This window comes from Flavobacterium glycines (assembly GCF_900100165.1).
Classification (GTDB): domain Bacteria; phylum Bacteroidota; class Bacteroidia; order Flavobacteriales; family Flavobacteriaceae; genus Flavobacterium; species Flavobacterium glycines.
The window spans coordinates 90,719-112,041 of sequence record NZ_FNEO01000006.1; the positions used below are offsets into that span (position 1 = coordinate 90,719).

The 21,323-nt window shown below is 34.8% G+C and carries 21 protein-coding genes; 7 read left to right on the forward strand and 14 right to left on the reverse strand.

The genetic code is table 11. The annotated features are described in order from the left end of the window. The first annotated feature begins 2 nt into the window (after positions 1-2). From ccoN to BLR17_RS13150, 6 genes are all read left to right on the forward strand, one after another. The gene (gene ccoN, locus BLR17_RS13125; RefSeq protein WP_066328872.1) at positions 3-2,183 is read left to right on the forward strand and encodes a cytochrome-c oxidase, cbb3-type subunit I; all 2,181 of its coding nucleotides are present in this window, start codon (positions 3-5) and stop codon (positions 2,181-2,183) included. A 91-nt stretch (positions 2,184-2,274) separates the two neighbouring features. Beyond that, positions 2,275-2,448, forward strand: a complete 174-nt coding sequence (locus BLR17_RS13130) for a CcoQ/FixQ family Cbb3-type cytochrome c oxidase assembly chaperone (protein ID WP_066328874.1) — start codon at positions 2,275-2,277, stop codon at positions 2,446-2,448. Between the two features lie 21 nt (positions 2,449-2,469). Next, positions 2,470-3,372 carry a cbb3-type cytochrome c oxidase N-terminal domain-containing protein gene (locus tag BLR17_RS13135; protein WP_066328876.1) on the forward strand — a complete coding sequence of 301 codons (903 nt, stop codon included), beginning with the start codon at positions 2,470-2,472 and terminating at the stop codon, positions 3,370-3,372. Positions 3,373-3,477: 105 nt separating this feature from the next. Next, positions 3,478-4,911 carry a cytochrome c oxidase accessory protein CcoG gene (gene ccoG / locus BLR17_RS13140; RefSeq protein ID WP_066328877.1) on the forward strand — a complete coding sequence of 478 codons (1,434 nt, stop codon included), beginning with the start codon at positions 3,478-3,480 and terminating at the stop codon, positions 4,909-4,911. Positions 4,912-4,941: 30 nt separating this feature from the next. Beyond that, positions 4,942-5,397, forward strand: coding sequence for a FixH family protein (locus BLR17_RS13145; protein WP_245683142.1), 456 nt, complete (start codon positions 4,942-4,944; stop codon positions 5,395-5,397). A gap of 77 nt (positions 5,398-5,474) precedes the next feature. Continuing rightward, complete coding sequence (locus BLR17_RS13150; RefSeq protein ID WP_066328878.1) at positions 5,475-6,176, forward strand: sulfite exporter TauE/SafE family protein; 702 nt, start codon at positions 5,475-5,477, stop codon at positions 6,174-6,176. 97 nt (positions 6,177-6,273) lie between these two features. Here the strand turns inward: BLR17_RS13150 and BLR17_RS13155 are convergent, their stop codons facing one another. The 13 genes from BLR17_RS13155 to nhaA all read right to left on the reverse strand — a co-directional run bounded on the left by BLR17_RS13155 (position 6,274) and on the right by nhaA (position 18,481). Beyond that, a complete protein-coding gene (locus tag BLR17_RS13155) occupies positions 6,274-6,753 on the reverse strand; it encodes a hypothetical protein (RefSeq protein WP_066328879.1) in 480 nt (159 codons plus the stop codon). 13 nt (positions 6,754-6,766) lie between these two features. Then, positions 6,767-7,624: an SGNH/GDSL hydrolase family protein gene (locus BLR17_RS13160; RefSeq protein ID WP_066328880.1), complete on the reverse strand. Its 858-nt coding sequence runs from the start codon at positions 7,622-7,624 to the stop codon at positions 6,767-6,769. 10 nt (positions 7,625-7,634) lie between these two features. Continuing rightward, a complete protein-coding gene (locus tag BLR17_RS13165) occupies positions 7,635-8,207 on the reverse strand; it encodes a dihydrofolate reductase family protein (RefSeq protein WP_066328881.1) in 573 nt (190 codons plus the stop codon). 190 nt (positions 8,208-8,397) lie between these two features. Continuing rightward, positions 8,398-8,907, reverse strand: a complete 510-nt coding sequence (locus tag BLR17_RS13170) for an HPP family protein (RefSeq protein WP_066328882.1) — start codon at positions 8,905-8,907, stop codon at positions 8,398-8,400. A gap of 175 nt (positions 8,908-9,082) precedes the next feature. After that, positions 9,083-9,493 (reverse strand): nuclear transport factor 2 family protein, encoded by a 411-nt coding sequence (locus BLR17_RS13175; protein WP_066329004.1) that lies wholly within the window; start codon positions 9,491-9,493, stop codon positions 9,083-9,085. Positions 9,494-9,505: 12 nt separating this feature from the next. Then, entirely contained in the window at positions 9,506-10,030 is a 525-nt protein-coding gene (locus tag BLR17_RS13180) for a TetR/AcrR family transcriptional regulator (RefSeq protein WP_066328883.1), read from the reverse strand. Between the two features lie 279 nt (positions 10,031-10,309). Beyond that, a complete protein-coding gene (locus BLR17_RS13185) occupies positions 10,310-10,675 on the reverse strand; it encodes a hypothetical protein (protein WP_066328884.1) in 366 nt (121 codons plus the stop codon). Between the two features lie 127 nt (positions 10,676-10,802). After that, a complete protein-coding gene (locus BLR17_RS13190) occupies positions 10,803-11,192 on the reverse strand; it encodes a hypothetical protein (protein WP_139068388.1) in 390 nt (129 codons plus the stop codon). A gap of 383 nt (positions 11,193-11,575) precedes the next feature. After that, positions 11,576-12,940 (reverse strand): oxygen-independent coproporphyrinogen III oxidase, encoded by a 1,365-nt coding sequence (hemN, locus tag BLR17_RS13195; RefSeq protein ID WP_066328886.1) that lies wholly within the window; start codon positions 12,938-12,940, stop codon positions 11,576-11,578. A 226-nt stretch (positions 12,941-13,166) separates the two neighbouring features. After that, positions 13,167-15,122 carry a DUF349 domain-containing protein gene (locus BLR17_RS13200; RefSeq protein ID WP_066328888.1) on the reverse strand — a complete coding sequence of 652 codons (1,956 nt, stop codon included), beginning with the start codon at positions 15,120-15,122 and terminating at the stop codon, positions 13,167-13,169. Positions 15,123-15,370: 248 nt separating this feature from the next. Further along, positions 15,371-15,982, reverse strand: a complete 612-nt coding sequence (locus tag BLR17_RS13205; RefSeq protein WP_066328890.1) for an alpha-ketoglutarate-dependent dioxygenase AlkB family protein — start codon at positions 15,980-15,982, stop codon at positions 15,371-15,373. A gap of 29 nt (positions 15,983-16,011) precedes the next feature. Beyond that, entirely contained in the window at positions 16,012-17,319 is a 1,308-nt protein-coding gene (locus BLR17_RS13210; RefSeq protein ID WP_139068389.1) for a TIGR00341 family protein, read from the reverse strand. After that, entirely contained in the window at positions 17,303-18,481 is a 1,179-nt protein-coding gene (gene nhaA / locus BLR17_RS13215) for a Na+/H+ antiporter NhaA (RefSeq protein ID WP_066328892.1), read from the reverse strand. The genes BLR17_RS13210 and nhaA overlap by 17 nt, the downstream gene beginning before the upstream one ends. A gap of 145 nt (positions 18,482-18,626) precedes the next feature. Here nhaA and yaaA point away from each other — a divergent pair, with 145 nt between their 5' ends. Further along, positions 18,627-19,385: a peroxide stress protein YaaA gene (gene yaaA, locus BLR17_RS13220; protein ID WP_066328894.1), complete on the forward strand. Its 759-nt coding sequence runs from the start codon at positions 18,627-18,629 to the stop codon at positions 19,383-19,385. Positions 19,386-19,577: 192 nt separating this feature from the next. On the opposite strand, the gene BLR17_RS13225 is transcribed toward yaaA, so the two are convergent. Then, positions 19,578-21,158, reverse strand: coding sequence for an MDR family MFS transporter (locus BLR17_RS13225; RefSeq protein WP_066328895.1), 1,581 nt, complete (start codon positions 21,156-21,158; stop codon positions 19,578-19,580). Positions 21,159-21,323: the final 165 nt, after the last annotated feature.

The following is a 21,323-nucleotide window of genomic DNA, read 5'->3' on the forward strand; positions in this document are numbered from 1 at the left end:
TTATGGAAATGCAGCAGTTTTATTACGACAACAAAATTGTCAAAAAGTTCATTTACGCTACCATTGTTTTTGGGGTAGTAGGAATGGCTGTCGGACTTTTATTAGCAATCTTTTTTTTATTCCCTAACTTAACTGATGGAATTTCCTGGTTGAGCTTTGGTCGATTAAGACCTTTGCATACCAATGCGGTTATTTTTGCTTTTGTTGGGAATGCTATGTTTGCGGGAGTGTATTACTCTTTGCAACGACTTTTAAAAGCAAGGATGTTTAGTGATCTTTTGAGTAACATTAATTTCTGGGGATGGCAATTGATTATCGTAGCTGCGGCAATTTCGCTTCCGTTAGGATACAGTACTTCAAAAGAATATGCCGAATTAGAATGGCCTATCGATATTGCAATTGCGCTGATTTGGGTAGTTTTTGGTATCAATATGATTGGAACTATTTTAAAAAGAAGAGAGCGCCATTTGTATGTAGCTATTTGGTTTTATCTGGCCACATTTGTAACTGTTGCCGTATTACATATTTTCAACAGTTTGGCTTTACCGGTTTCTGCATTAAAAAGTTACTCTGTTTATGCAGGGGTTCAGGATGCCTTAGTACAATGGTGGTACGGACACAATGCGGTGGCTTTTTTCCTGACTACGCCTTTCTTAGGAATGATGTATTATTTTATTCCTAAAGCGGCTAATCGTCCGGTGTATTCTTACCGATTATCTATTGTTCACTTTTGGTCTTTGATTTTCCTGTATATCTGGGCGGGACCTCACCACTTATTGTATTCTGCTTTACCTAACTGGGCACAGAATTTAGGAGTTGTTTTCTCAGTAATGTTGATCGCGCCGTCTTGGGGAGGTATGATTAACGGATTGTTGACCTTACGTGGTGCCTGGGATAAAGTTCGTGAAGAACCGGTATTGAAATTCTTTGTTGTAGCGGTGACAGGTTATGGTATGGCTACTTTTGAAGGGCCAATGTTGTCATTGAAAAATGTAAATGCCATTGCGCACTTTACCGATTGGATTATTGCTCACGTACACGTAGGAGCTTTAGCATGGAACGGATTTATGGCTTTTGGTATCATCTATTGGTTGATTCCTCGTATGACTAAAGGACCTTTGTATTCACTAAAATTAGCTAATGTACATTTCTGGATTGGTACCCTTGGAATTATACTTTATACTTTACCAATGTATGTTGCCGGTTTCTTACAGGCGTCAATGTGGAAACAATTTAATCCTGACGGGACTTTGACTTATGGTAACTTCCTTGAAACGGTAACTCAAATTATTCCAATGTATTGGATGAGAGCGGTAGGAGGAACGATGTATGTAGCCGGAATGTTAGTTTTAGTTTATAACATTTATCAAACCGTTAAAGCTAACAATATTGTTGAGGACGAATTAGCAGAAGCTCCGGCTTTACAAAAAATCAGTGCCGGAAGAATTAAAGGGGAAAAATTCCACCCTTGGTTAGAAAGAAAACCAATCCAATTGACGATTTTGGCTACTGTAGCGATTTTGATTGGAGGTATAATTCAAATCGTACCTACGATCATGGTGAAATCTAATATCCCAACCATTACAAGTGTTAAACCTTATACACCATTAGAATTAGAAGGACGCGATTTGTATATCCGTGAAGGTTGTGTGAGCTGTCACTCTCAAATGGTACGTCCATTCAGAAGTGAGGTAGAACGTTACGGACCTCAGTCTAAAGCGGGAGAATTTGTTTACGATCATCCATTCCTTTGGGGGTCAAAACGTACTGGTCCTGATTTGTTAAGAGTAGGTGGTAAGTACAATGACAACTGGCACTTTAACCATATGTGGTCTCCACAAAGTACCTCTGCGGGTTCTATCATGCCGGGTTACAAATGGTTATTTGACAACAAAGCCTTAGATATTTCGGATATCGAAGGAAAAATGGAAGCAATGAGAACATTAGGGGTTCCTTATACTGATGCTGACATTGCCAATGCTCAGAAAACAATTAAAGAGCAATCTCAAAAAATTGAAAATAGCTTACACGCCGATCCTGATTTTGTAAAAAGTTACGAAGAAAGTAAAAAGAAAGCGGCTGCCAGAGGAGAGCAATTCATAGCGATGAAAGACAGGGAAATTGTAGCCTTGATTGCTTACATCCAAAGATTAGGAACTGATATTAAAGTGAAAACAAACTAAGTAACAAAGTAACTAAGTGTCAAAGTAGCAAAGAATAAAAGTTAAAGAACTTTGAAACTAAGCTACTTTGATACTCAAAAACTCAAAAAAAATGTTTGAACAAATAAAACATAATATGGAAACCATCGCGGGAGTTGCGATTTATCCAATAGTATCCTTATTGATTTTCTTTTTCTTCTTTTTAGGATTGGCACTTTGGGTTTTCTCCTATAAAAAAGAGAAAATCAATGAAATGAGCGAAATCCCATTGAGAGACAGTTTGTAGTATAATTTCAAAATTAGTAAAATGAAAAAATTAATTCCAGCATATGTAAGAGTTCCAGTATTATTCTTCATCATTTTTGGTGCGATTGAATATTTTATCGACTCGGGCGATAGAGCAGCTTTTATAAAATATCCTATTATTGATGTAGTCTTATTGGTTGTTTTAGTACTGTTGATTGCCGTAGAAATGGTCATCAGTGCAGCTGATAATATTGTGTATCAGCTATTACCTGAGGAAGAAAAAGCCCGATTAGCTGCCGAAGAACTATTACCGGTTAAAGAATCAGCCTGGTTTAAAAACCTAATGAATAAGCTTACCCGAACAGTTCCTATTGAAAATGAGTCACGCCTGTTATTAAACCATGATTATGATGGGATTAAAGAATTGGATAATAATTTACCGCCTTGGTGGGTGTATTCATTCTATGCCTGTATTGTTTTTGCAGCTATTTATTTAGTTCGTTTTGAAATTTTGGGAGCTGATAATCAGGAAATGGAATTGAAAAAAGAATTGGCTCAGGCCAAAATAGATGTAGAAGCGTACATGAAAAATGCACCTGATTTAATGGATGAAAAAACAGTTACGCTGCTTACAGATCCGGCTGCTTTAGCCCAAGGGAAAGAGATTTTTACAACTAATTGTGCCGCCTGTCACAGAGCGGATGCAGGTGGACAAATTGGACCAAACTTAACGGATGACCATTGGATTTTAGGTGGCGGAATTAAAAATGTATTCCATACGATTACTAACGGAGGACGTGACGGAAAAGGAATGGTTTCCTGGAAGACCAACGGGATGAAACCTAAAGATATTCAAAAAGTAGCCAGCTATGTATTGTCGTTAAGAGGCAGTAATCCAAAAGATGCAAAAGCTCCCGATGGTGAACTTTGGGTAGAAGAAGCTTCTGCTTCTGCAGTAAAATAATTATTTAGTATCCATTAAGGAATTAAGCAGGGTTTGGTTTTTAAAAATTAATTCCTTAATGGTAAAAAAAATCTAAAGTTTTTTAGAGGATAAATCATAAGCAAAATGTCAAAATTAGCAGACGAAACTTTTAGCCCCGAAAGCTTTCGGGACAGCATTGGAACTATTGACAATGAAGGGAAAAGGAAATTTATTTATCCTAAAAAACCTTCGGGTAAATTTTACAATTACCGAAAGGCACTAAGTTATTTGCTGTTATTAATTCTGGTTGCTAATCCGTTTATAAAAGTAAATGGAAATCAGTTTATGATGTTCAATATTCTGGAGCGTCGATTTAACATCTTTGGTTTTCCATTTTGGCCGCAAGATTTCTACCTCGTTGTGCTTTTTATGATCATAGGAGTGGTGTTTGTGATTTTGTTTACGGTAATCTTCGGACGTATATTTTGTGGTTGGATTTGTCCGCAAACAATTTTTCTGGAAATGGTTTTCAGACGAATCGAATTTTGGATTGAAGGAGACAGAGGAGCTCAAATGCGATTGGCAAAACAGGAGTGGAATGCCGAAAAAATCAGAAAAAAAGCATTGAAATGGACGGCGTTCTTATTGATTTCTTTTGGTATTGCAAATGTCTTTCTGGCGTATTTGATAGGGAGTGATGCCCTGATTGCAATGATTGAGGACGGACCGGCAAGCCACATCAAAACTTTGATTGCATTATCTGTTTTTACAGGAATCTTTTATTTTGTTTTTGTTTGGTTTAGAGAGCAGGTGTGTATTATTGCCTGTCCTTACGGAAGGCTGCAAGGCGTTCTTTTAGACAATAAATCGATTAATGTGGCTTATGATTTTGTTCGCGGTGAAAAAGAAGCAGGACGAGCCAAATTTAATAAAAAAGAAGACAGAGCATTAACCGGAAAAGGGGATTGTATTGATTGCCGACAATGTGTAAATGTGTGTCCTACCGGAATTGACATTCGAAACGGAACACAATTAGAGTGTGTGAATTGCACCGCCTGTATTGACGAATGCGATACCATCATGGAAAGTGTGGGATTCCCAAAAGGTTTGATTCGATATGCTTCGGAAGATGAAATTGAGAAAAAAGCGCCTTTTAAGTTTACCGCAAGAATGAAAGGCTACACGGCAGTGCTGACTATTCTGGTGGGAATGTTAGTAGGATTGTTGTTTTTACGTACCGATGTTGAAGCACTCATATTGCGATTGCCGGGGCAGTTGTATCAGCACAAAGGAGAAAACATTAGTAATGTGTTTACTTATAAAATTATTAATAAGACCAATGAGGATTTTAATGCAATTCATTTTAAGTTAAAAGACATCAAAGGGAATTTGAAAGTAGTAGGAAATCAAATATTGAAAGTACCCAAACAAGGTATGAGCAGCGGAACTCTGTTTGTTGAAATTAATAAATATTTGCTGGAAAGCGACAAAACAAAATTAAAAATAGAAGTGTATAACGGCGATAAAAAAATAGAAACAACCAGTACTAGTTTTTTAAGCCCAAGAAGTTTTGACTAAAAAAGGATTGCGTACTTCAAAAAAGATAAGATGATGAAAAAAATCAATTGGGGAACAGGACTTGCAATAGCGATTGCATTATTTATGAGTTTCATATTGTATTTTGTAATTAAAGTACAATCGAATTCTAAGTACGATAACGAATTAGTGGTCGAAGAGTATTACAAACACGATGCCCGTTTTCAGGAAGAAATGGAACGTGTACAAAACGCTCATGATTTAGACCAAAAACCAATTATAACTAAAACAGAGGAAGGAATTACTATTGAATTTCCTCAGGAATTTAAAGCTAACCAAATTACTGGAACAGTGTCCCTTTACAGGCCGTCTAACAAAAAATTAGATTTCGATACTCCGATTTCGTTGTCTAATCCAACTTTGCTCATACCTAAATCAAAATTGGTAGGCGGTCAGTGGGACATTAATATGGAATGGCAATACGCCGGAAAAAAATACCTGACTAAAGAACCTATTTATATTAACTAGTTACTAAGTTGCTAAGGTTCTAAGAGACTAAGTTTCTTAGCATCTCAGCAACTTAGGACCTTAGCAACTCAAAAAAAATGCTTTACACCGCCTTGATATTCGGCTTAATCAGTAGCTTTCACTGCATAGGAATGTGCGGGCCAATAGCTATGATGTTGCCCGTAGATCGAAGTAATCCGGCTAAAAAAGTAACGCAAATTTTAAGTTATCATTTAGGGCGAATTTCGGCTTATGCCGTTATTGGTTTTGTTTTTGGTTTGTTAGGAAAAGGTTTTTTTATGGCTGGAATGCAACAAAAACTGTCTGTTATAATAGGGGTTTTGATGATTGTAGCCATTGTGATTCCTGAAAAAACTTTTGCCCAATATAATTTTTCAAAACCTGTTTTCAGATTAATTTCAAAAGTAAAACAAGCCCTGGGCAATCAGTTTAAAAAGAAAAGCTATCAATCGCTTTTTACGATTGGTTTATTAAACGGATTTTTACCCTGCGGAATGGTTTATGTGGCATTGTTTGGAGCAATTGCCATGCAAAGTATAGGTTTGGGAATTTTTTATATGGTTTTGTTTGGTTTAGGAACCGTGCCGTTGATGAGTACGGTGGTGTATATCAATTCCTTTTTGACGGTATCTATTCGTAACAAAATACAAAAAGCAATTCCTTATGTGGTTGTTTTAATAGGGGTTTTGTTTATCCTTAGAGGTTTAGGATTAGGGATTCCTTATGTTTCACCTGCCACAATGAGCTTGTTTGTGCAGGCAAATCCTAATTGTCATTGAGTGATTTTTTTTGGTTTAAATAATTCGATTGAAAAAGCGGCTTTCCTTTTAGGAAGCCGTTTTTTTATTATGACAGGCTGTTGAAGGAATTTTGCGATTATCCCATCCCGGAAGAGGCTGAAGAGGCCGTAGCTATAATGTAATTAGTGGCATAAACTACAAGTAATACAAAGTAGTCATCAATAGGTTTATTGTCTAAATGAATGCTATAATTATAACGGAATTTTCTCCAGACAAATTGAGGTTTAAATTCCATTAGTTTTTCTCCATTTTTATTCTCTAAAGTGTATTTATTATGGAAGAAACCTTTTCCCTTTAAAAGAAATTCCTGTCCGTCCTGGAAAACAAATTCAATTTGTCCTCGCCAATTCATTTTGAAAGATCCAATTTCTGTTTCGTTTTTTGTAATGTCAATCGTTGTTTTAAAAATACTCCGGGGTTTAATTAGATAGTTTTCAGCATTTGGAAGTTTAATAGTTGCCTTTTCTGAAAATAGATTTTCATAAAATAGTTCCCCCAGAAGTTGTCCTTTTTCAACCAACTGAAAGTTTTTGGTATTGATAGCTAAGGCTTCCATAATTAGTAGCTTTTTATTGTTTTACAAAACCCGAAGGCAGCGCCAGTAATTGATACTGAATGGTTTTTGCCAAACGGTAATCGCCCACCGCATTAGGATGCAGCATGTCTGTGTCTTTTTTACTAAAATATTGCGCATGCGATTCGGCCATAGGGAATAAACCGCTGGTTGAATATAAGTCGATAACAGGGACAGCCCAGATAGCCGCTGCCTTTTTTAGAGTTTCCACATAATTTTCGATATACAAACCTTGTTCGTTGCTGAAGTTCTCATCCGGTTGTACGTTTTTATCGTTAAACTTAGCATAACCTCTGTGGATAGGCGTCATGATAATAATTTGTTGTTTAGGATAATTATTTTTCAGGAAAGACATGGCCTTATTAATTCTTCCGCAAAAGGTGCTGTCATTGATAATGGGGATGCGGTATTTACGGCTGACTTCTTTTCCGTTAAAATTCGTCTGCTTAGTGGTTTCGCTAAAAAAATCCCCCATAGGAGTGCCATGCATGTAATCATTTGTTCCGGCAAAGATGATAATGGCATCAATATCACTCCCTTTTTCAGCCTGCAATTTTTCAGCTTGTTTATAAATGTGGTTCCATTGATTTCCACTGATGCCATACACAAAAGGTTCAATGCCTAATAATTCAGTCAAATATTCCCAATACACATAAGTCGTTCCCACTCGGCGTTTATCGGTCATAGAATCGCCCAAAAAAGCCACTTTTTTCCCCTGCCATTGAGAGTTTAATGTTTTTTCTTCTGTGGTCAGTTCTACTTTTGGAGCAGTGATGGCAGCGGGCTGTTGTGCCCAACCTTTACTGCAAATAGTGAGTAGAAATAAAAAGCTAAAGCGAATACATTGTTTCATTTTCTAAATTTTATGCCTGGTCAATGATATAACTGAGTTCGGTTACACCGCAGTCAAAGGCTTTGGTGTTGACTAATTTGAGTTTGGTTTTTTCTTTGATATTGGCAAATAGAGGAATACCTTGTCCTAAGATTACGGGATTGACAAACAGCCAATAGCCGTCAATAAGATTTTGCTCCAGCATGGCATGCGTAGCAGTAGGGCTACCAAAAAGTAATATTTCCCCTCCCGGCTGATTTTTGATGCTGTTGATGTGCTCTGTCAGGGAATCACTAATGATGGTTGTATTTGATAGCGAAGTTCCTTTTAAACGTTGAGACAAAACGATCTTGTGCGCCTGACTATACCATTGCGAATGTTCTTTGTCGTGCTTGCTGGCATTGGGTTTATCTGCTGCGGTAGGCCAGTAATTTTCCATCATCTCATAGGTAACGCGGCCATACAAGGCAGTATCAGTCTGACTGATGCGCTGCCCCACATGATCAAAAATTTCTTCGTTAATTGTTATCCAGTCCATTTCGCCTTGAGGTCCTGCCACAAAACCATCCAGTGAAATATGCATAAAGGAAATTATTTTTCTCATAGCTTACTTTTTACTTCTTACTCAACCATGTCAATTTTCTATAAAGATAGAAAATTAGATTTGTTTTCGATTCGGCCTATGTGAGGTAAAATACGAGATTGTTTTGTTGTTGCAGTTTTTTTGCTGAAATTGAGGTTGCTGAAGATACTTTTTATATGTTTTGTAATATCTCTTTTATTTTATCAAAGTTTTATCTCCAGTATTTTGGATATTTTCTATATGGGTTTATGTTGTTAAAAAGCAAAGCAACGATAGCTATTATTGCTGAACCCGATAGAACAGGATTCAATAAAAAATCCCAGTGACAAGCCCCTAGAATAACCACTATTGGATCTGCTCCGGCTGGCGGATGTGTGGTTTTAGTTAGTAGCATTATTCCAATGGCTAATCCAACTCCTAATGAGAGGGTGTACCATTCGTTGCCAAAAAGCCAAAAGCAACAAAGCCCTATGAATGTTGAAATTAAGTGTCCGCCAATAATGTTTCGGGGTTGTGCCAAAGGACTATCAGGAACTCCAAATGCCAGTACGCAACTTGCACCAAATGGAGCCATAATAAGTGGTATTTGAAAGTTTTTTGTCAAAAAAGATAATATTGCAATGGTTATAAAACCTCCAATTCCTGAATAAACCGAAAATTTTAAAGTCACCGGTTTGGGGCTTTTTTCTACAGTTTTAAATTTGATAATGTATTTTTTCATTTTACTATTATTGAGTTTTAGATAGTATTTTAATTGCCTGTTTTATGATTTATTTAAATTATAACAGATAAAAAAAGAACCTCTTCTAAATTATTTAAAAGAGGTTTCGAGTATTAGTTTACGATAAAAGCTAGGGGATTCATTTCTAAATGGTATCATCGATTGGAATATGTTTTTATAAATATCTCTCAGATTCATTTATTTCAAGGTCATTAATACTTGCATATCTTTTTTTCATCAACCCATTTTCGTCAAATTCCCAGTTTTCATTACCATAGGCTCTAAACCAATTTCCATCTTTTTTTTGGTACTCATATTCAAATCTTACTGCGATTCTATTATCTGTATGTGACCAATACTCTTTTTTGAGTTTGTAATTCAATTCTCTTTTCCATTTGTCGCTAAGGAATTTTACGATTTCTTCTCGTCCATTAACGAAAGTACTTCGATTTCTCCATTCGCTGTCAATGGTATAGGCTAATGAAACTTTCTCTGGATTCTGAGAGTTCCAGGCGTCTTCAGCCATTTGAATTTTTTGTTTTGCGGTTTCCAACGTAAAAGGAGGAAGGGGATGTTTCTGTTCCATTTTGTTATTCATTTAAATTAGACTTGTTGTTATTGCTTTTGATTGATGTACAATTTCGTTTGACTTAAATAATTGACTTTCTATGATAGCGCTTTCAAATAACAGGTAAATATGTGTTGCCAATAATTCATCCTTTACCAATTGATTAAAGAATATTCTTAAATCATTTTTGTGTGATTGGATTACTTTTAGAATGCTTTCTTGTTCTTTTGATATTTCAGATAAAATATTAAGAAAACTGCAACCTCTGAAGTTTTCTCTCTCATTCATTTGCATGATAAAGTCAAATGCGCTTATAACTTTTTCTTTTTGATTTTTTGATTTTGATGTAAAATCAATAAGCTTACTAAACCAATAATCATGTCTTTTATTTAGAAAAGCTACACATAAGTCATCTTTAGATTTAAAATGCTGGTAAAAGCTGGCTTTAGCAACATTTGCTTCACTTATGATTTGGTTAATTCCGGTGCTGTTATAACCTTGTTGATGAAATAAAACAGAGGCTTGTTCTAGTATTCTTTCTCTTGGTGCACTCATGAGTTCCTTATTTTTTCTTCAAAGGTATAAAAAAAACAAACATACAGACAAGTCTGTCTATTTTTTTTATTGAATTTTTTTAAAAAATTACAAAAGGAGCTTTTGAATCCTTTAGTAAGATTGAGAATTCTGGGGGCAAAAAGACTTGCTGATACTACTGAAATTTCCAGATTAGGAAAAAACTACAGGTGTTTTTCTGAAGATTCACTCGTAGTAACGGCGAAAAACTTAATTTAATGAATTGAATAAGGTAGTAGAGAGTAATAGAGACAACAATGATTAACCTCCAAGGAATAAATCCAAAACGATGGCTATTAAAAAAAGTATTCCTCCAATGGTTTTAGTAACCGAAGCAAAACGTTGGTAATTTTTTTCATTATCTCTTTTGTCAAAATGATCAACGACAATCGACATCGTATTGGCGATTGCAAACAAAAAAGACGCATATAAAATCCATGCCAATAATCCATGATAGTGAGAACCTTGTCCCGCTCTTTTACCCGGTACAAAAATATCATCTACCATTACTCCAATCGTCCCGTAAAGAAGCACAAACATTGATATAAGAACACTTGCAATCCTTTCCTCCAGAGGAATTTTATTCGGTTTGTATGCTACTTTTTCATTTGTATTTTCTATTTTCATAAGATGTGCAGTTGGGAGTACTTCATAAACCGCGTTGCAAACGCTACTATGTGTCTATTCAGTAAGTAGGCACTCGTCACAGACGAGCGCCAGTTGAGAAACTCTAAATATAATTTTTTGATTCTCGTTATTTATTTTTCAAATTGAAAGTTTCGATTATATTTTCTTTTAATCTTAATGTAATCATAGAATTTTTCCGAACATTAATTTTGTATTTAATTGTATCTGCATCATTATAAGACACCAAATATGTTGAAAGAATTTTTTTCGTTTCATTTTCGTACTCAACTGAATCTACAATTTTATATTTATAAATATCTTCGCTTTTGAATTCCATATTTTTAAAAAAGGCAATTTTATCTTCTCGAATACTAATTCCAGATAGAGAATCCGAATTACTTATCCATTCGCCTTTGGGAATTAATTGCGATGCATTTAATTCTACTTTTAAAGTTTTCTTTCTGTCGCAGTTGCTAAAAAATATTATTACAATTAAACAAAGTAAATTCTTCATCATAATTTATGTTAGTTATCTCTGTTCGTAGTTTTAAAAATAGCTATTATCACTGATGTTTCCGTTTAGATATTTTCTGCGGTAACAAATGTTTATTTTCAAATTGTTTTCATCTGCGTAATTTCGACATAACTCCTTAATGACTAGTGAATAAGTAAAAAAAACCTTCGTATATGCACTTAAAATCGGGTAGATTGGCGAAGGTTTGTTTCGTTTTTGTTTGTAACAAATATATTTATTTTTTCTTACAAATGAGAAAAGACTAATTTCAATTTCAAGCGTTTTGTTTTGGGAAAGTAAAGGATAAAGAACTGTATCAGGAAAAAAAATCCGACCTGTGGGGACAAATCGGATAGTAGGTTAAGTGGCTGATTTTTCAATGGGGATTAGATTGTCATTGAAAACAGTGCTGTTTCGGGGGCTTTTCGTTTTAAATGCAGGTCAAAAGCCATGCAGATGTTTCTAACATAAGCTTTGCCTGTATCAGTTACCTGAACGCCGTTTTCTTTGATTATTAAAATTTTGTCTTTCTCCATTTCTTCCAGTTGTTCTAAAATTTCCGGAATTTCTTTGAAATAAGTATTTTTTTCATCCCAAGTGGTTTCAAATTGACACATTAAATTCAGTATGTGTTTTCTAATGATAAGGTCTTCTTCTGTTAATAAATGTCCTCTGAAAACAGGGAGTTTATCTTGTGCTAAAGCTTTGTAATAATCGTCCAGATTTTTTTCGTTTTGGGCAAAACTATACCAACTATCACTAATGGATGAAACGCCCAGACCAATCATCAATTGGGTTTTAGAAGAGCTGTAACCCATAAAATTACGGTGCAATTGTCCGTTTTGAAATGAACGATACAAGCTGTCGGTAGCTAAGGCAAAATGATCCATTCCTATTTCGTGATAGCCGTTTTTTTGTAATAATTCTTTTCCTATCTGGTATAAAATCCTTTTTTCCTGATCTTTCGGAATGTCTTCGTCTTTAAAGCCGCGCTGTCCGTTTCCTTTAATCCAGGGCACATGAGCATAGCTGTAAAAAGCCAATCGGTCGGGTTGCAGGGATTTGGTTTTTTCAATGGTGTCCACAACATTTTCAATGGTTTGGAATGGTAACCCAAAAATGATGTCATGCCCGATAGAGGTATAACCAATTTCTTTAGCCCAAAATGTCACTTTGGCTACATTGTGAAAAGGCTGTTCACGATGGATGGCTTTTTGCACTTTTTCGGCATAATCCTGCACGCCAAAACTCACTCTTCTGAAACCTAAATCGTAAAGTTTTTCCAAGTGTGCATGAGTGGTATTATTAGGGTGTCCTTCAAAACTAAATTCGTATTCCTCAGCTCTGGTGGCATGAGTAAAAATACCGTTGATTAAATCTTCCAGATTTTTTGTAGAAAAAAAAGTAGGTGTTCCTCCACCCAGATGAATTTCTTTGATAACGGGTTTTTCGTCAAGAAGTTGACAATATAAGTTCCATTCCTTTAAAACGGCCTCTATATAAGGTGATTCTACATTATGATTTTTAGTAATTCGTTTGTTACAACCACAAAAAGTACACAAACTTTCACAAAACGGAAGGTGGATGTACAGGCTGATTCCTTCTTTGGTATTGCTCTCTTTGAAAGATTTTTTTAAAGAACTTATCCAATCCTCATAAGTGAATTGGGCTTCATTCCAGTAAGGAACAGTGGGATAGCTGGTATATCGGGGGCCCGGCACATTGTATTTTTGAATCAAAGAATTTTTCATGATCAATTATTTTACTCTCCAAAAGTAGTTCGATTGAATAGCAATACAAATGATAATTGTCATACTTTGTTAATTATGGGTTATGAGTTATGAGTTATGAGTTGTGGGGTGCGAGTTCTGATAGCTATCGGGATGAGTTGTGAGTATAAAAAAAGCGATTTTCAATTTGAAAATCGCTTTTTAATAAAACTTCTTGTTTCTTGCTTCTTTTTTCTAAAATCTAAATTTATTCCTGATTGATATTTCTAAGTTGTTTTAGCTTTTCTTTCCAGGTATCTAAACTTTCTTTGTGGATAGCAATGTTTTTGCGAACTTCTAACACAATGGAGTTTTCTTTTTTAGCGTTTTTGGTATTGGCAAAAAACTGAATGTTGTTTTCCAATTGGAAAATTTCGTTTTGTACTTCTTCGATTTTGCGAATGATAAAAATCTTTTCGTTTTCCAGTTTTCGGCTGTCGTGACTCTCTGAAAGATTTTCAATTTTATTGGCAAAACGCATCATATCCGAATCTTTTTTGCTTAAACTCAATTTGTCAAACAAAGCATCTAATATTTTATTGAATTTACCTTCAATATGACGTCTTGTAAAAGGGACTTTACCAAAGCTTTTCCAGTTTTCGATATGCTGTTTGATGGCATCCAAATCGGTTTTGTGGTCGCCTACTAACTGGAATTCTTTAATGGTTTCCAAATAAGCTTTCTTTTTGTCAAAAGCTTCCATTTCTTCGGCATTGTGCTCGTTTCTTTGTTCTTTTAATCGGTCAAAATAGTGATTACAAGCCTCTTTAAATTCAGCCCAAACTTTATCGGAATATTTTCTTGGAACATGTCCTATTTTCTTCCAGTCTTCCTGGATTTGTTTCATGATTGGAGTAGTTCCGGCAAAATCTTCGCTGTCTTTCAATTCGTTTGCTTTGGCTACCAGAGCATTTTTCTTGTTCAGATTTTCGTTTTGCTCTTTTTTAATGTCTTTGTAAAATGAATTTTTAAAAGCATTAAAGTTTCTAACAGCATTTTTAAAAGCGGCCCAGGTTTCTTCGTTGACATCGGCAGGTACTTTTCCGGTAGAGAAAAAAGTATCTCTTAAAGCTTCTACTTTTTCTATTTGAACCAGCCATTGCGAATGTGCATTAACTTTTATCGTAGCCAATTCTTCAATTTGAGCAATGATGTCTTTTTTCTTTTGCAGATTTTCCAACTCCGTTCCTCTCATTTTTTCAAAAAGAACTTCACGCTTGTCATGCATTTTTTTAGTTAAATCACTAAACTGATTCCAGATTTCGTCGCGAAACTCTTTAGAAACAGGACCTATTTCTTCTTTCCAAATGCGGTGTAAATCTTGTAATTCTCTAAAGGATTTGTTGACATCTTCTTCGTGAAGTAATTCTTCTACACGCGCAATTATTTTTTGTTTTTGTTCTAAATTGTGTTTAAAATCTAGATCTCTTGCCTCTCTGTCTAAGTGTAAATAATCGTAAAAATTTTCAACATGAAAATGGTAGTTGTTCCAAACGTGGTTGTATTTGTCTTTAGGAATAGGGCCTGCATTTTTCCAACGCTCCCTTAATTCGTTGAAATGTTTCAGCGTATCCTTGATGTTTTCGTTTGGATTAATCAATTCTTTTAACTCTTCTACAATGGCTAATCGAATTTCTAAATTGGATTTAAGATTGTTTTGCAGACTTTTAAAATGGGTATTTTTATTGTCTTTGTATAAATTGTATAATTGATCAAATTTATTTTTTAAAGGATAATGATACTGAAATTCTTCAGTAGTATCGGGATTTTCAGCTAGAAACTCCTCTTTTTTTTCTTCAATGAAATGGTTGTATTTGGATAAAAAAGCTTTTTTGATTTCTTCAACATGTTCGCGTATGGACATGACTTTTTCATTAGAAACCAATTTTTGCAATTCATCCACTATAGCTTCCATCGATAAAGTATCGTAATCTAGCATCGGAATTTCATGACGTGCTTTGAGCGTTTCGTCTTCGTGTTCTTCCGCATTAGATGCCTCAATTTCGTTTAAGGCTTTTTGCTTTTCTAAAATTTCAGTGTCCTCTGATGTTTGTTCTGTGGCTTGGTTATTAGTCACTTCAGTATTAGCCTGAACATCAGTAGCTAAATTTCCATCTGTCTCCTTACTGGTTTGTGACAGGTTATCATTCATTTCTTCTAACATTTTTTAAATGTTTAAGGGTTCTTTAATTAGTTAATTTGATGTGAAAGATACTAAAGGTCTGTTGAAAAACAAAATAAAAGCTTTGTTAATTAGCTTGGGTAGTTAATAAAGGGATGATTTTTTAAGGAAATCGTTGTTGATTTTTTTACCAATTGGAAGAATTTGCAAAAATTAATTAAACATATAAGCCATGTATGTTTTTTAAAACAAGTAAGAAAAACTTCTATGACTTATATGTTTAAAAAAAATCATTCATGAACAATAGTCCTGAAAGTCAGGTTAATTCTGGGTTTGTTGACTTTTGTAGTAGGGGGAAGGCGATGCAGCCAATGTGTTTGGGTTTCGTCTTTCATGACAAGGAGACTTCCTCGTTCCAGTATTAAAGACACGGTTTCTTTGGTTGTTTTGTGTTTGAAAGCAAATTTTCTTTCGGCACCAAAACTCAGCGATGCAATTGCCCCGTTTTTTTTCAAATCTTTTTCCCCGTCGCTGTGCCAGGCCATGCCTTCGCTGCCATCATGATATAAATTGAGCAGACAGGAATTATAAGTTTCTCCGGTTTTTTCTTCGACTAAAGTTTTTAATTGCTTTAATTCTGGAGTCCAGGAAAGGGCTTCTTTGGTAATTTTAGAATAGCTGTATTTAAAATTGGTATCGCCATACCAGGCTACTTTTCGTTTGGTGGTAATGAGTTGTCCAAAAATGATGGCTTCGTCATTTTTCCATTCGATGGTTTCCAGTAAACGATTCAAATAGAACTCTGCCTTAGCATAATCCATGATTGGTCCATAATACAGCACGGTTCCGTCTTTAGGTAAAAGATTGCTGTTTTCGTTAAATTCGGGACTAAATAAATCCATTGGGTTTCTTTATTATTGCAATAAAGATATTAGTTTTGGCGGTAAATTTCGATTTGTTTTCTAGTTAATCGTTGTTTTAACCACTGTATGATTTTCTTTTTTTCCGAAACATCCAGTTCATTTTTACTTTTATAAATGAGAATAGGAACTATTTTTAAGCTATCGGTTTTTTCGTTAAAAATATGATTGGATATTGATATGTTTTCGATGGAAGGGAATAATATTTTCATTTCAGCCAGCAGTTCTTTGTTGTTGAAATGATTGGCTTCTATTTCTTTTTTTAGGTTTAAAATGGTAACGTCTTTTTCGCTTATAGTCGATTTGTTAAACTTAATTTCGTTCAAAATATCGCTTTTTATGTCGGTTGTGTCTTGTTTAATTATCAATTGAGTATTGGTCAAATCATAATCTTTAAGACTTTTGTTTAAATCTTTGATTTCAGAATCACTAAAACGTTTTGAAAGGAAACCCAGTTCAATTATTTTTGGATTTTTATTGAATCTTGTTTTTTGGTAGACAATGGTAATCCCTTTTTCAGTAAATTCTTTTTCAGTAAAAACAGCTAATTGTTGTTCGAATTTTTTTTCTTCAAAGAGCAGATAAGCAAAGTAAATACTTGGAAGAATAAAAATGATTAGCAGTGTGCTGATGTAAAATTTTACTTTTTTTTGGGTAGGCTCGTCCAATTGTTTCTTTGTAGGATATGCCAGGTATTTAACGATTAAAAAGGTTGAAATGCAAATAAAAATGCAGTTAATTGCATATAAATACATGGCTCCTAAAAAGAATTTAAAGCTAGCGGTGGCTAGTCCATAACCCGCAGTACATAAAGGAGGCATCAAAGCTGTAGCGATGGCAACTCCGGGAATAGGATTTCCTTTTTCCACTCGGGTGATAGCTACTGCACCTACAATTCCACCAAAAAAAGCGATAAGAATATCGTAGAAATTAGGAGAAGTTCGGGATAAAAGTTCCGGCTGCGCTTCTTTAAAAGGACTGATATAGAAATAAATTGCAGAGACAATTAAGCTCACTATTGTAGCAATAAATAGGTTTTTAAGTGACCTTTTAAGTAGTTCAAAATCATAGGTCCCTAAACCAAAACCGGCACCTACAATAGGCCCCATTAATGGTGAAATAAGCATTGCGCCAATAATTACAGCAGTCGAATTAACATTTAAACCAACTGATGCTACTACAATGGCACAGGCTAAAATCCATAGATTAGACCCCCGGAAAGAGATGTTAGCAGTTACGTTCTCTAAAACCTTGGCTTTATCCTCTTCACCTTTGTTGAGGTTGATATAAGCAAATAGTTTCCTAATTAGAGACGGCATGTTTTTTCTTGTTTTTTAAATTTTGTTTTAAGGCTAAAAAACCAATGCAGCCGGCAATTAAAGACGAAATCAGAATAATGAATTTAGCGTTGTTAATGATATGTAGGTCATCAAATGCCAATAGGGTAACAAAAATAGACATCGTAAAACCAATTCCGCCTAGGAAACCAACACTGATGATTTTTTTCCAATTCAGGTCATTAGGTAATTTACACAAGCCAATAGTTACGGCAATAAAACTGAAGAGTGTGATACCAATTGGTTTTCCTAAAACCAAACCTAACATAATTCCCATACTGTAATGTAAATGTAGCGCATCAACAATATCATCTCCTAAAACAATAGCGGTATTCGCTAAAGCAAAAAGAGGAAGGATAAAAAAAGCAACGGGTTTATGTAAATAGTGTTGCAATCGATAAGACACTGAACGGCTGCTGCCATCACCAAAAGGAATTACAAATGCTAATAAAACACCAGTAATTGTTGCGTGAATTCCTGAGTTCAGCATGAAATACCACATAATTGCACCACCTATTAAATACGGAATTAGGTTTTTGATTTTCATTCGGTTTAGGATGAATAAAAACAATAAGATGCCCATAGCAATACCCAGGTTCATCCAGGAAAGTGATTTTGTATAAAATATAGCAATTACTAAAATAGCTCCTAAATCATCAATAACAGCCAGGGCGGTTAAGAATACTTTTAACGATAATGGCACCCGATTTCCTAATAATGATAATACACCCAGAGCAAAAGCAATATCAGTAGCCATTGGAATTCCGGCACCGGAATGTGCTGGTGTACCTACATTTAAAGCTAAATAGATTCCGGCAGGAATTAACATTCCCCCAAGTGCTGCAAAAATGGGTAATAAGGCTTCTTTGATGTTAGCTAATTCTCCAATATAAATTTCTCTTTCTAATTCTAATCCAATTAAGAGGAAGAAAATAGTCATTAAACCGTCATTGATCCAATATTCTACACTTTCAGTACCTAATTTCATATGCCAGATATGAAGATATTCGGTTGCAAAGGTGGAATTAGCCAATAGTAAAGAAATGAGTGTGCAAGCAATTAAAACTAATCCACTGGATTTTTCATTTTCAAAAAATTCTTTAAAAAGAGCAGTACTGTAAAGGCGTTTAATTGTTTTTCTCATTTGTATAGATTATTTCTCTTTAAGAAAAAAAAGAGAGTCGTAGAACCACAAAAATAACGAAATACTATATTTATTAAAAGCTTTAGGTGTTAATTTGTTTGCAATTAGTATTTTTGAATTGGTTAAAAAATGTCAAAACCATTTTATGAAAATAGTAATATCACCCGCCAAATCATTAAATTTTGAGAAAGAATTGCCTACAGCTCAGTTCACTCAGCCTTTGTTTTTAAAAGAATCCCGTCAAGTACACAAGGTGTTAAAACAGCAATCACCTAAAGACTTATCTGATTTAATGTCTATCTCTGATAAATTAGCCGATTTGAACTGGCAACGCAATAAAGAATGGAAAACGCCTTTTACTCCCGAAAATGCCCGTCCAGCCGTTTATACTTTTGATGGTGATGTGTACACCGGTTTAGACGCTTATTCGATTCCGGTTGAAAAATTGGAGGTACTTCAGGATAAATTAAGAATTCTGTCAGGTTTGTACGGAATTTTAAAACCATTGGATTTAATTCAGGCTTATCGATTAGAAATGGGAACAAAATTGCCTATTGACGACAAAAAAAATCTGTATGATTTTTGGAAAACAACTTTAACACATTCGTTAAACAAAGAATTGAAAAAAGAAGAGTTGTTTATCAATTTAGCCAGCAACGAATATTTTTCGGCTATTGATGCTAAAGCTTTGAAAGTTCCTGTAATCACTCCGGATTTTAAGGATTATAAAGATGGGAAACTGAAGATGATTAGTTTTTTTGCCAAAAAAGCAAGGGGAATGATGGTGCGTTATATTATTGATACTAATGCTGAAACCATTGATGATTTAAAAGGATTTAATTATGAAGGCTATCAGTTTGATGCCAATTTATCCAAAGGAAATCATTTGGTTTTTACTCGATAACTTGTTTTTTTTACCATATAAGTCATATAAGTTTTAATTTTTTTGGATAAGAATATTTAAGCCCATATAAGCAAAAAAAAAAATGCCGTCTCGTTCTAAAAAAGCGAGACGGCATTTTTGTAATCTGAGATCTGAGATCTATCCCGATGGCTATCGGGACTAAAATCTGCAATCTAAAATCTGCCTTCTGAATTAGTGCATCGCATCGGCGGCATTGATTTTATTTTTTCCTTTTTTGATTAATAAAATAAAAGGAATGCAGCATAGAAACAGTAAACCTAAATAAAGGAAAATATCCATATACGCTAATACTGTACTTTGTTTCATTACTGAAAAATCCAAAACTTCATAGGCTTTTTTAAGGGATTCGTTAATCGAATAACCTTTGGCCATAAAAGCTTTTTGCATTTGAGAGATTCTTTGTTGTACTTCAAATGAACTTCCGTCTAAATTAGCTACTAAATTAACACGATGCATCTGTGTTAATCGGGTGATGAATGTGGTAATAATGGCAATACCAAATGAACCGCCTAATTGTCTCATCATCCCCGTGAAAGCAGCACCTTCACCAATATGTTTTCCTTTAAGTGTAGAAAGGGATAAAGTGGTAATAGGAACAAATAGCAATCCTAAACCAATTCCTCTCAAAATTAAAGGCCAATACATATGTTCTACACCGGTATCCGGAGTCATGTTGTAATACATGCTTAGTGTAAAAATGAAAAAGATTAAGAAACCTACAGCTACCATATAACTTTGCGGAACGCCTTTTTGAATCATTTTCCCCACAAAAGGCATCATTATCGCTGTGGTAATGGATCCCGGAATTAATAGTAAACCGGCATCGGTAGCTGTCCAGCCCAAAATAGCCTGAGTATAGATAGGGATAATTAGCGTAGAACCGTACAATCCAAATCCCATAATGAAACTCATAATGGTACCAATTCGAAGATTTCCGTCTTTTAATACTTTTAAATTAACAATAGGATATTTGTATACCAATTGTCTCCAGATAAAGAGAATTAACCCAAAAAGCGAAACAACACTCAGTGTAATTATTATATTATCATTAAACCAATCATCCTGTTGTCCGTGTTCCAAAACAAATTGTAAAGAGCCAATAAATGTTGCCAAAAGAATGATTCCGTACCAGTCCACCTGATTTGATTTTAATTTTTCGCCATATTTTGGACTTTTTACAAAGCTCAATGTCAAAAGTGTGGCAATTATTCCTAAAGGAATATTGATGTAAAAAATATAGGGCCAGGAAAAATTATCTACTAAATAACCTCCTAACGGCGGTCCCAATGTAGGTCCTACAATTACTCCCATTCCATAGATAGCCTGCGCCATTCCGCGTTTGGCGATAGGATAACTTTCGGTAATGATGGTTTGAGCTGTTACTAATAAAGCACCACCTCCTAAACCCTGAACAAATCGAAAGGCTACTAATTCCCATATATTTGTGGCATTTCCGCATAAAAAGGAGGAAACCGTAAAAATTACAATCGATACAGCAAAATAATTACGTCTTCCAAATTGTTGCGAAAGCCAGCTTGTCATTGGGATTACAATAACGTTTGCAATGGCATAGGCAGTAATCACCCAGGCAACATCCGTTAAGGTGGCACCCAGACTTCCTCTCATGTCAGTCAAAGCCACATTGACAATAGTGGTATCTACAATTTCCAGCAAAGCACAAAGTACCGCGGTTATTGTAATGATAACCCTTCTAAAGCCATATTCTACTAAATCGTCGTCTGCTAGTACCATTTAATACTAATTTTATTTTTATTGTTTTGGTCTAATCCCGTTGTTATTTTATACTCAATAAGTGTGTTTTCAAAGCGTCTGTTCGAGTGTTTTGCGTAATGAAATGAAGCAAAATGTATCGAGAACCGTTTTTGATTATAAATTTTTCTTTTTTGCTTGATCAAA

Coding starts and splice junctions, on each gene's coding strand:
- yaaA (WP_066328894.1), top strand. CDS start 18,627: ATGAAAATAGTAATATCACCCGCCAAATCATTAAATTTTGAGAAAGAA.
- BLR17_RS13130 (WP_066328874.1), top strand. CDS start 2,275: ATGTTTGAACAAATAAAACATAATATGGAAACCATCGCGGGAGTTGCG.
- BLR17_RS13170 (WP_066328882.1), bottom strand. CDS start 8,907: ATGAAAAAATACATTATCAAATTTAAAACTGTAGAAAAAAGCCCCAAA.
- BLR17_RS13160 (WP_066328880.1), bottom strand. CDS start 7,624: ATGAAACAATGTATTCGCTTTAGCTTTTTATTTCTACTCACTATTTGC.
- BLR17_RS13135 (WP_066328876.1), top strand. CDS start 2,470: ATGAAAAAATTAATTCCAGCATATGTAAGAGTTCCAGTATTATTCTTC.
- BLR17_RS13190 (WP_139068388.1), bottom strand. CDS start 11,192: ATGATGAAGAATTTACTTTGTTTAATTGTAATAATATTTTTTAGCAAC.
- ccoN (WP_066328872.1), top strand. CDS start 3: ATGGAAATGCAGCAGTTTTATTACGACAACAAAATTGTCAAAAAGTTC.
- BLR17_RS13205 (WP_066328890.1), bottom strand. CDS start 15,982: ATGGATTTATTTAGTCCCGAATTTAACGAAAACAGCAATCTTTTACCT.
- BLR17_RS13180 (WP_066328883.1), bottom strand. CDS start 10,030: ATGAGTGCACCAAGAGAAAGAATACTAGAACAAGCCTCTGTTTTATTT.
- BLR17_RS13165 (WP_066328881.1), bottom strand. CDS start 8,207: ATGAGAAAAATAATTTCCTTTATGCATATTTCACTGGATGGTTTTGTG.
- BLR17_RS13210 (WP_139068389.1), bottom strand. CDS start 17,319: ATGCCGTCTCTAATTAGGAAACTATTTGCTTATATCAACCTCAACAAA.
- BLR17_RS13175 (WP_066329004.1), bottom strand. CDS start 9,493: ATGGAACAGAAACATCCCCTTCCTCCTTTTACGTTGGAAACCGCAAAA.
- BLR17_RS13145 (WP_245683142.1), top strand. CDS start 4,942: ATGATGAAAAAAATCAATTGGGGAACAGGACTTGCAATAGCGATTGCA.
- BLR17_RS13185 (WP_066328884.1), bottom strand. CDS start 10,675: ATGAAAATAGAAAATACAAATGAAAAAGTAGCATACAAACCGAATAAA.
- hemN (WP_066328886.1), bottom strand. CDS start 12,940: ATGAAAAATTCTTTGATTCAAAAATACAATGTGCCGGGCCCCCGATAT.
- BLR17_RS13150 (WP_066328878.1), top strand. CDS start 5,475: ATGCTTTACACCGCCTTGATATTCGGCTTAATCAGTAGCTTTCACTGC.
- BLR17_RS13155 (WP_066328879.1), bottom strand. CDS start 6,753: ATGGAAGCCTTAGCTATCAATACCAAAAACTTTCAGTTGGTTGAAAAA.
- nhaA (WP_066328892.1), bottom strand. CDS start 18,481: ATGAGAAAAACAATTAAACGCCTTTACAGTACTGCTCTTTTTAAAGAA.
- BLR17_RS13225 (WP_066328895.1), bottom strand. CDS start 21,158: ATGGTACTAGCAGACGACGATTTAGTAGAATATGGCTTTAGAAGGGTT.
- BLR17_RS13200 (WP_066328888.1), bottom strand. CDS start 15,122: ATGTTAGAAGAAATGAATGATAACCTGTCACAAACCAGTAAGGAGACA.
- ccoG (WP_066328877.1), top strand. CDS start 3,478: ATGTCAAAATTAGCAGACGAAACTTTTAGCCCCGAAAGCTTTCGGGAC.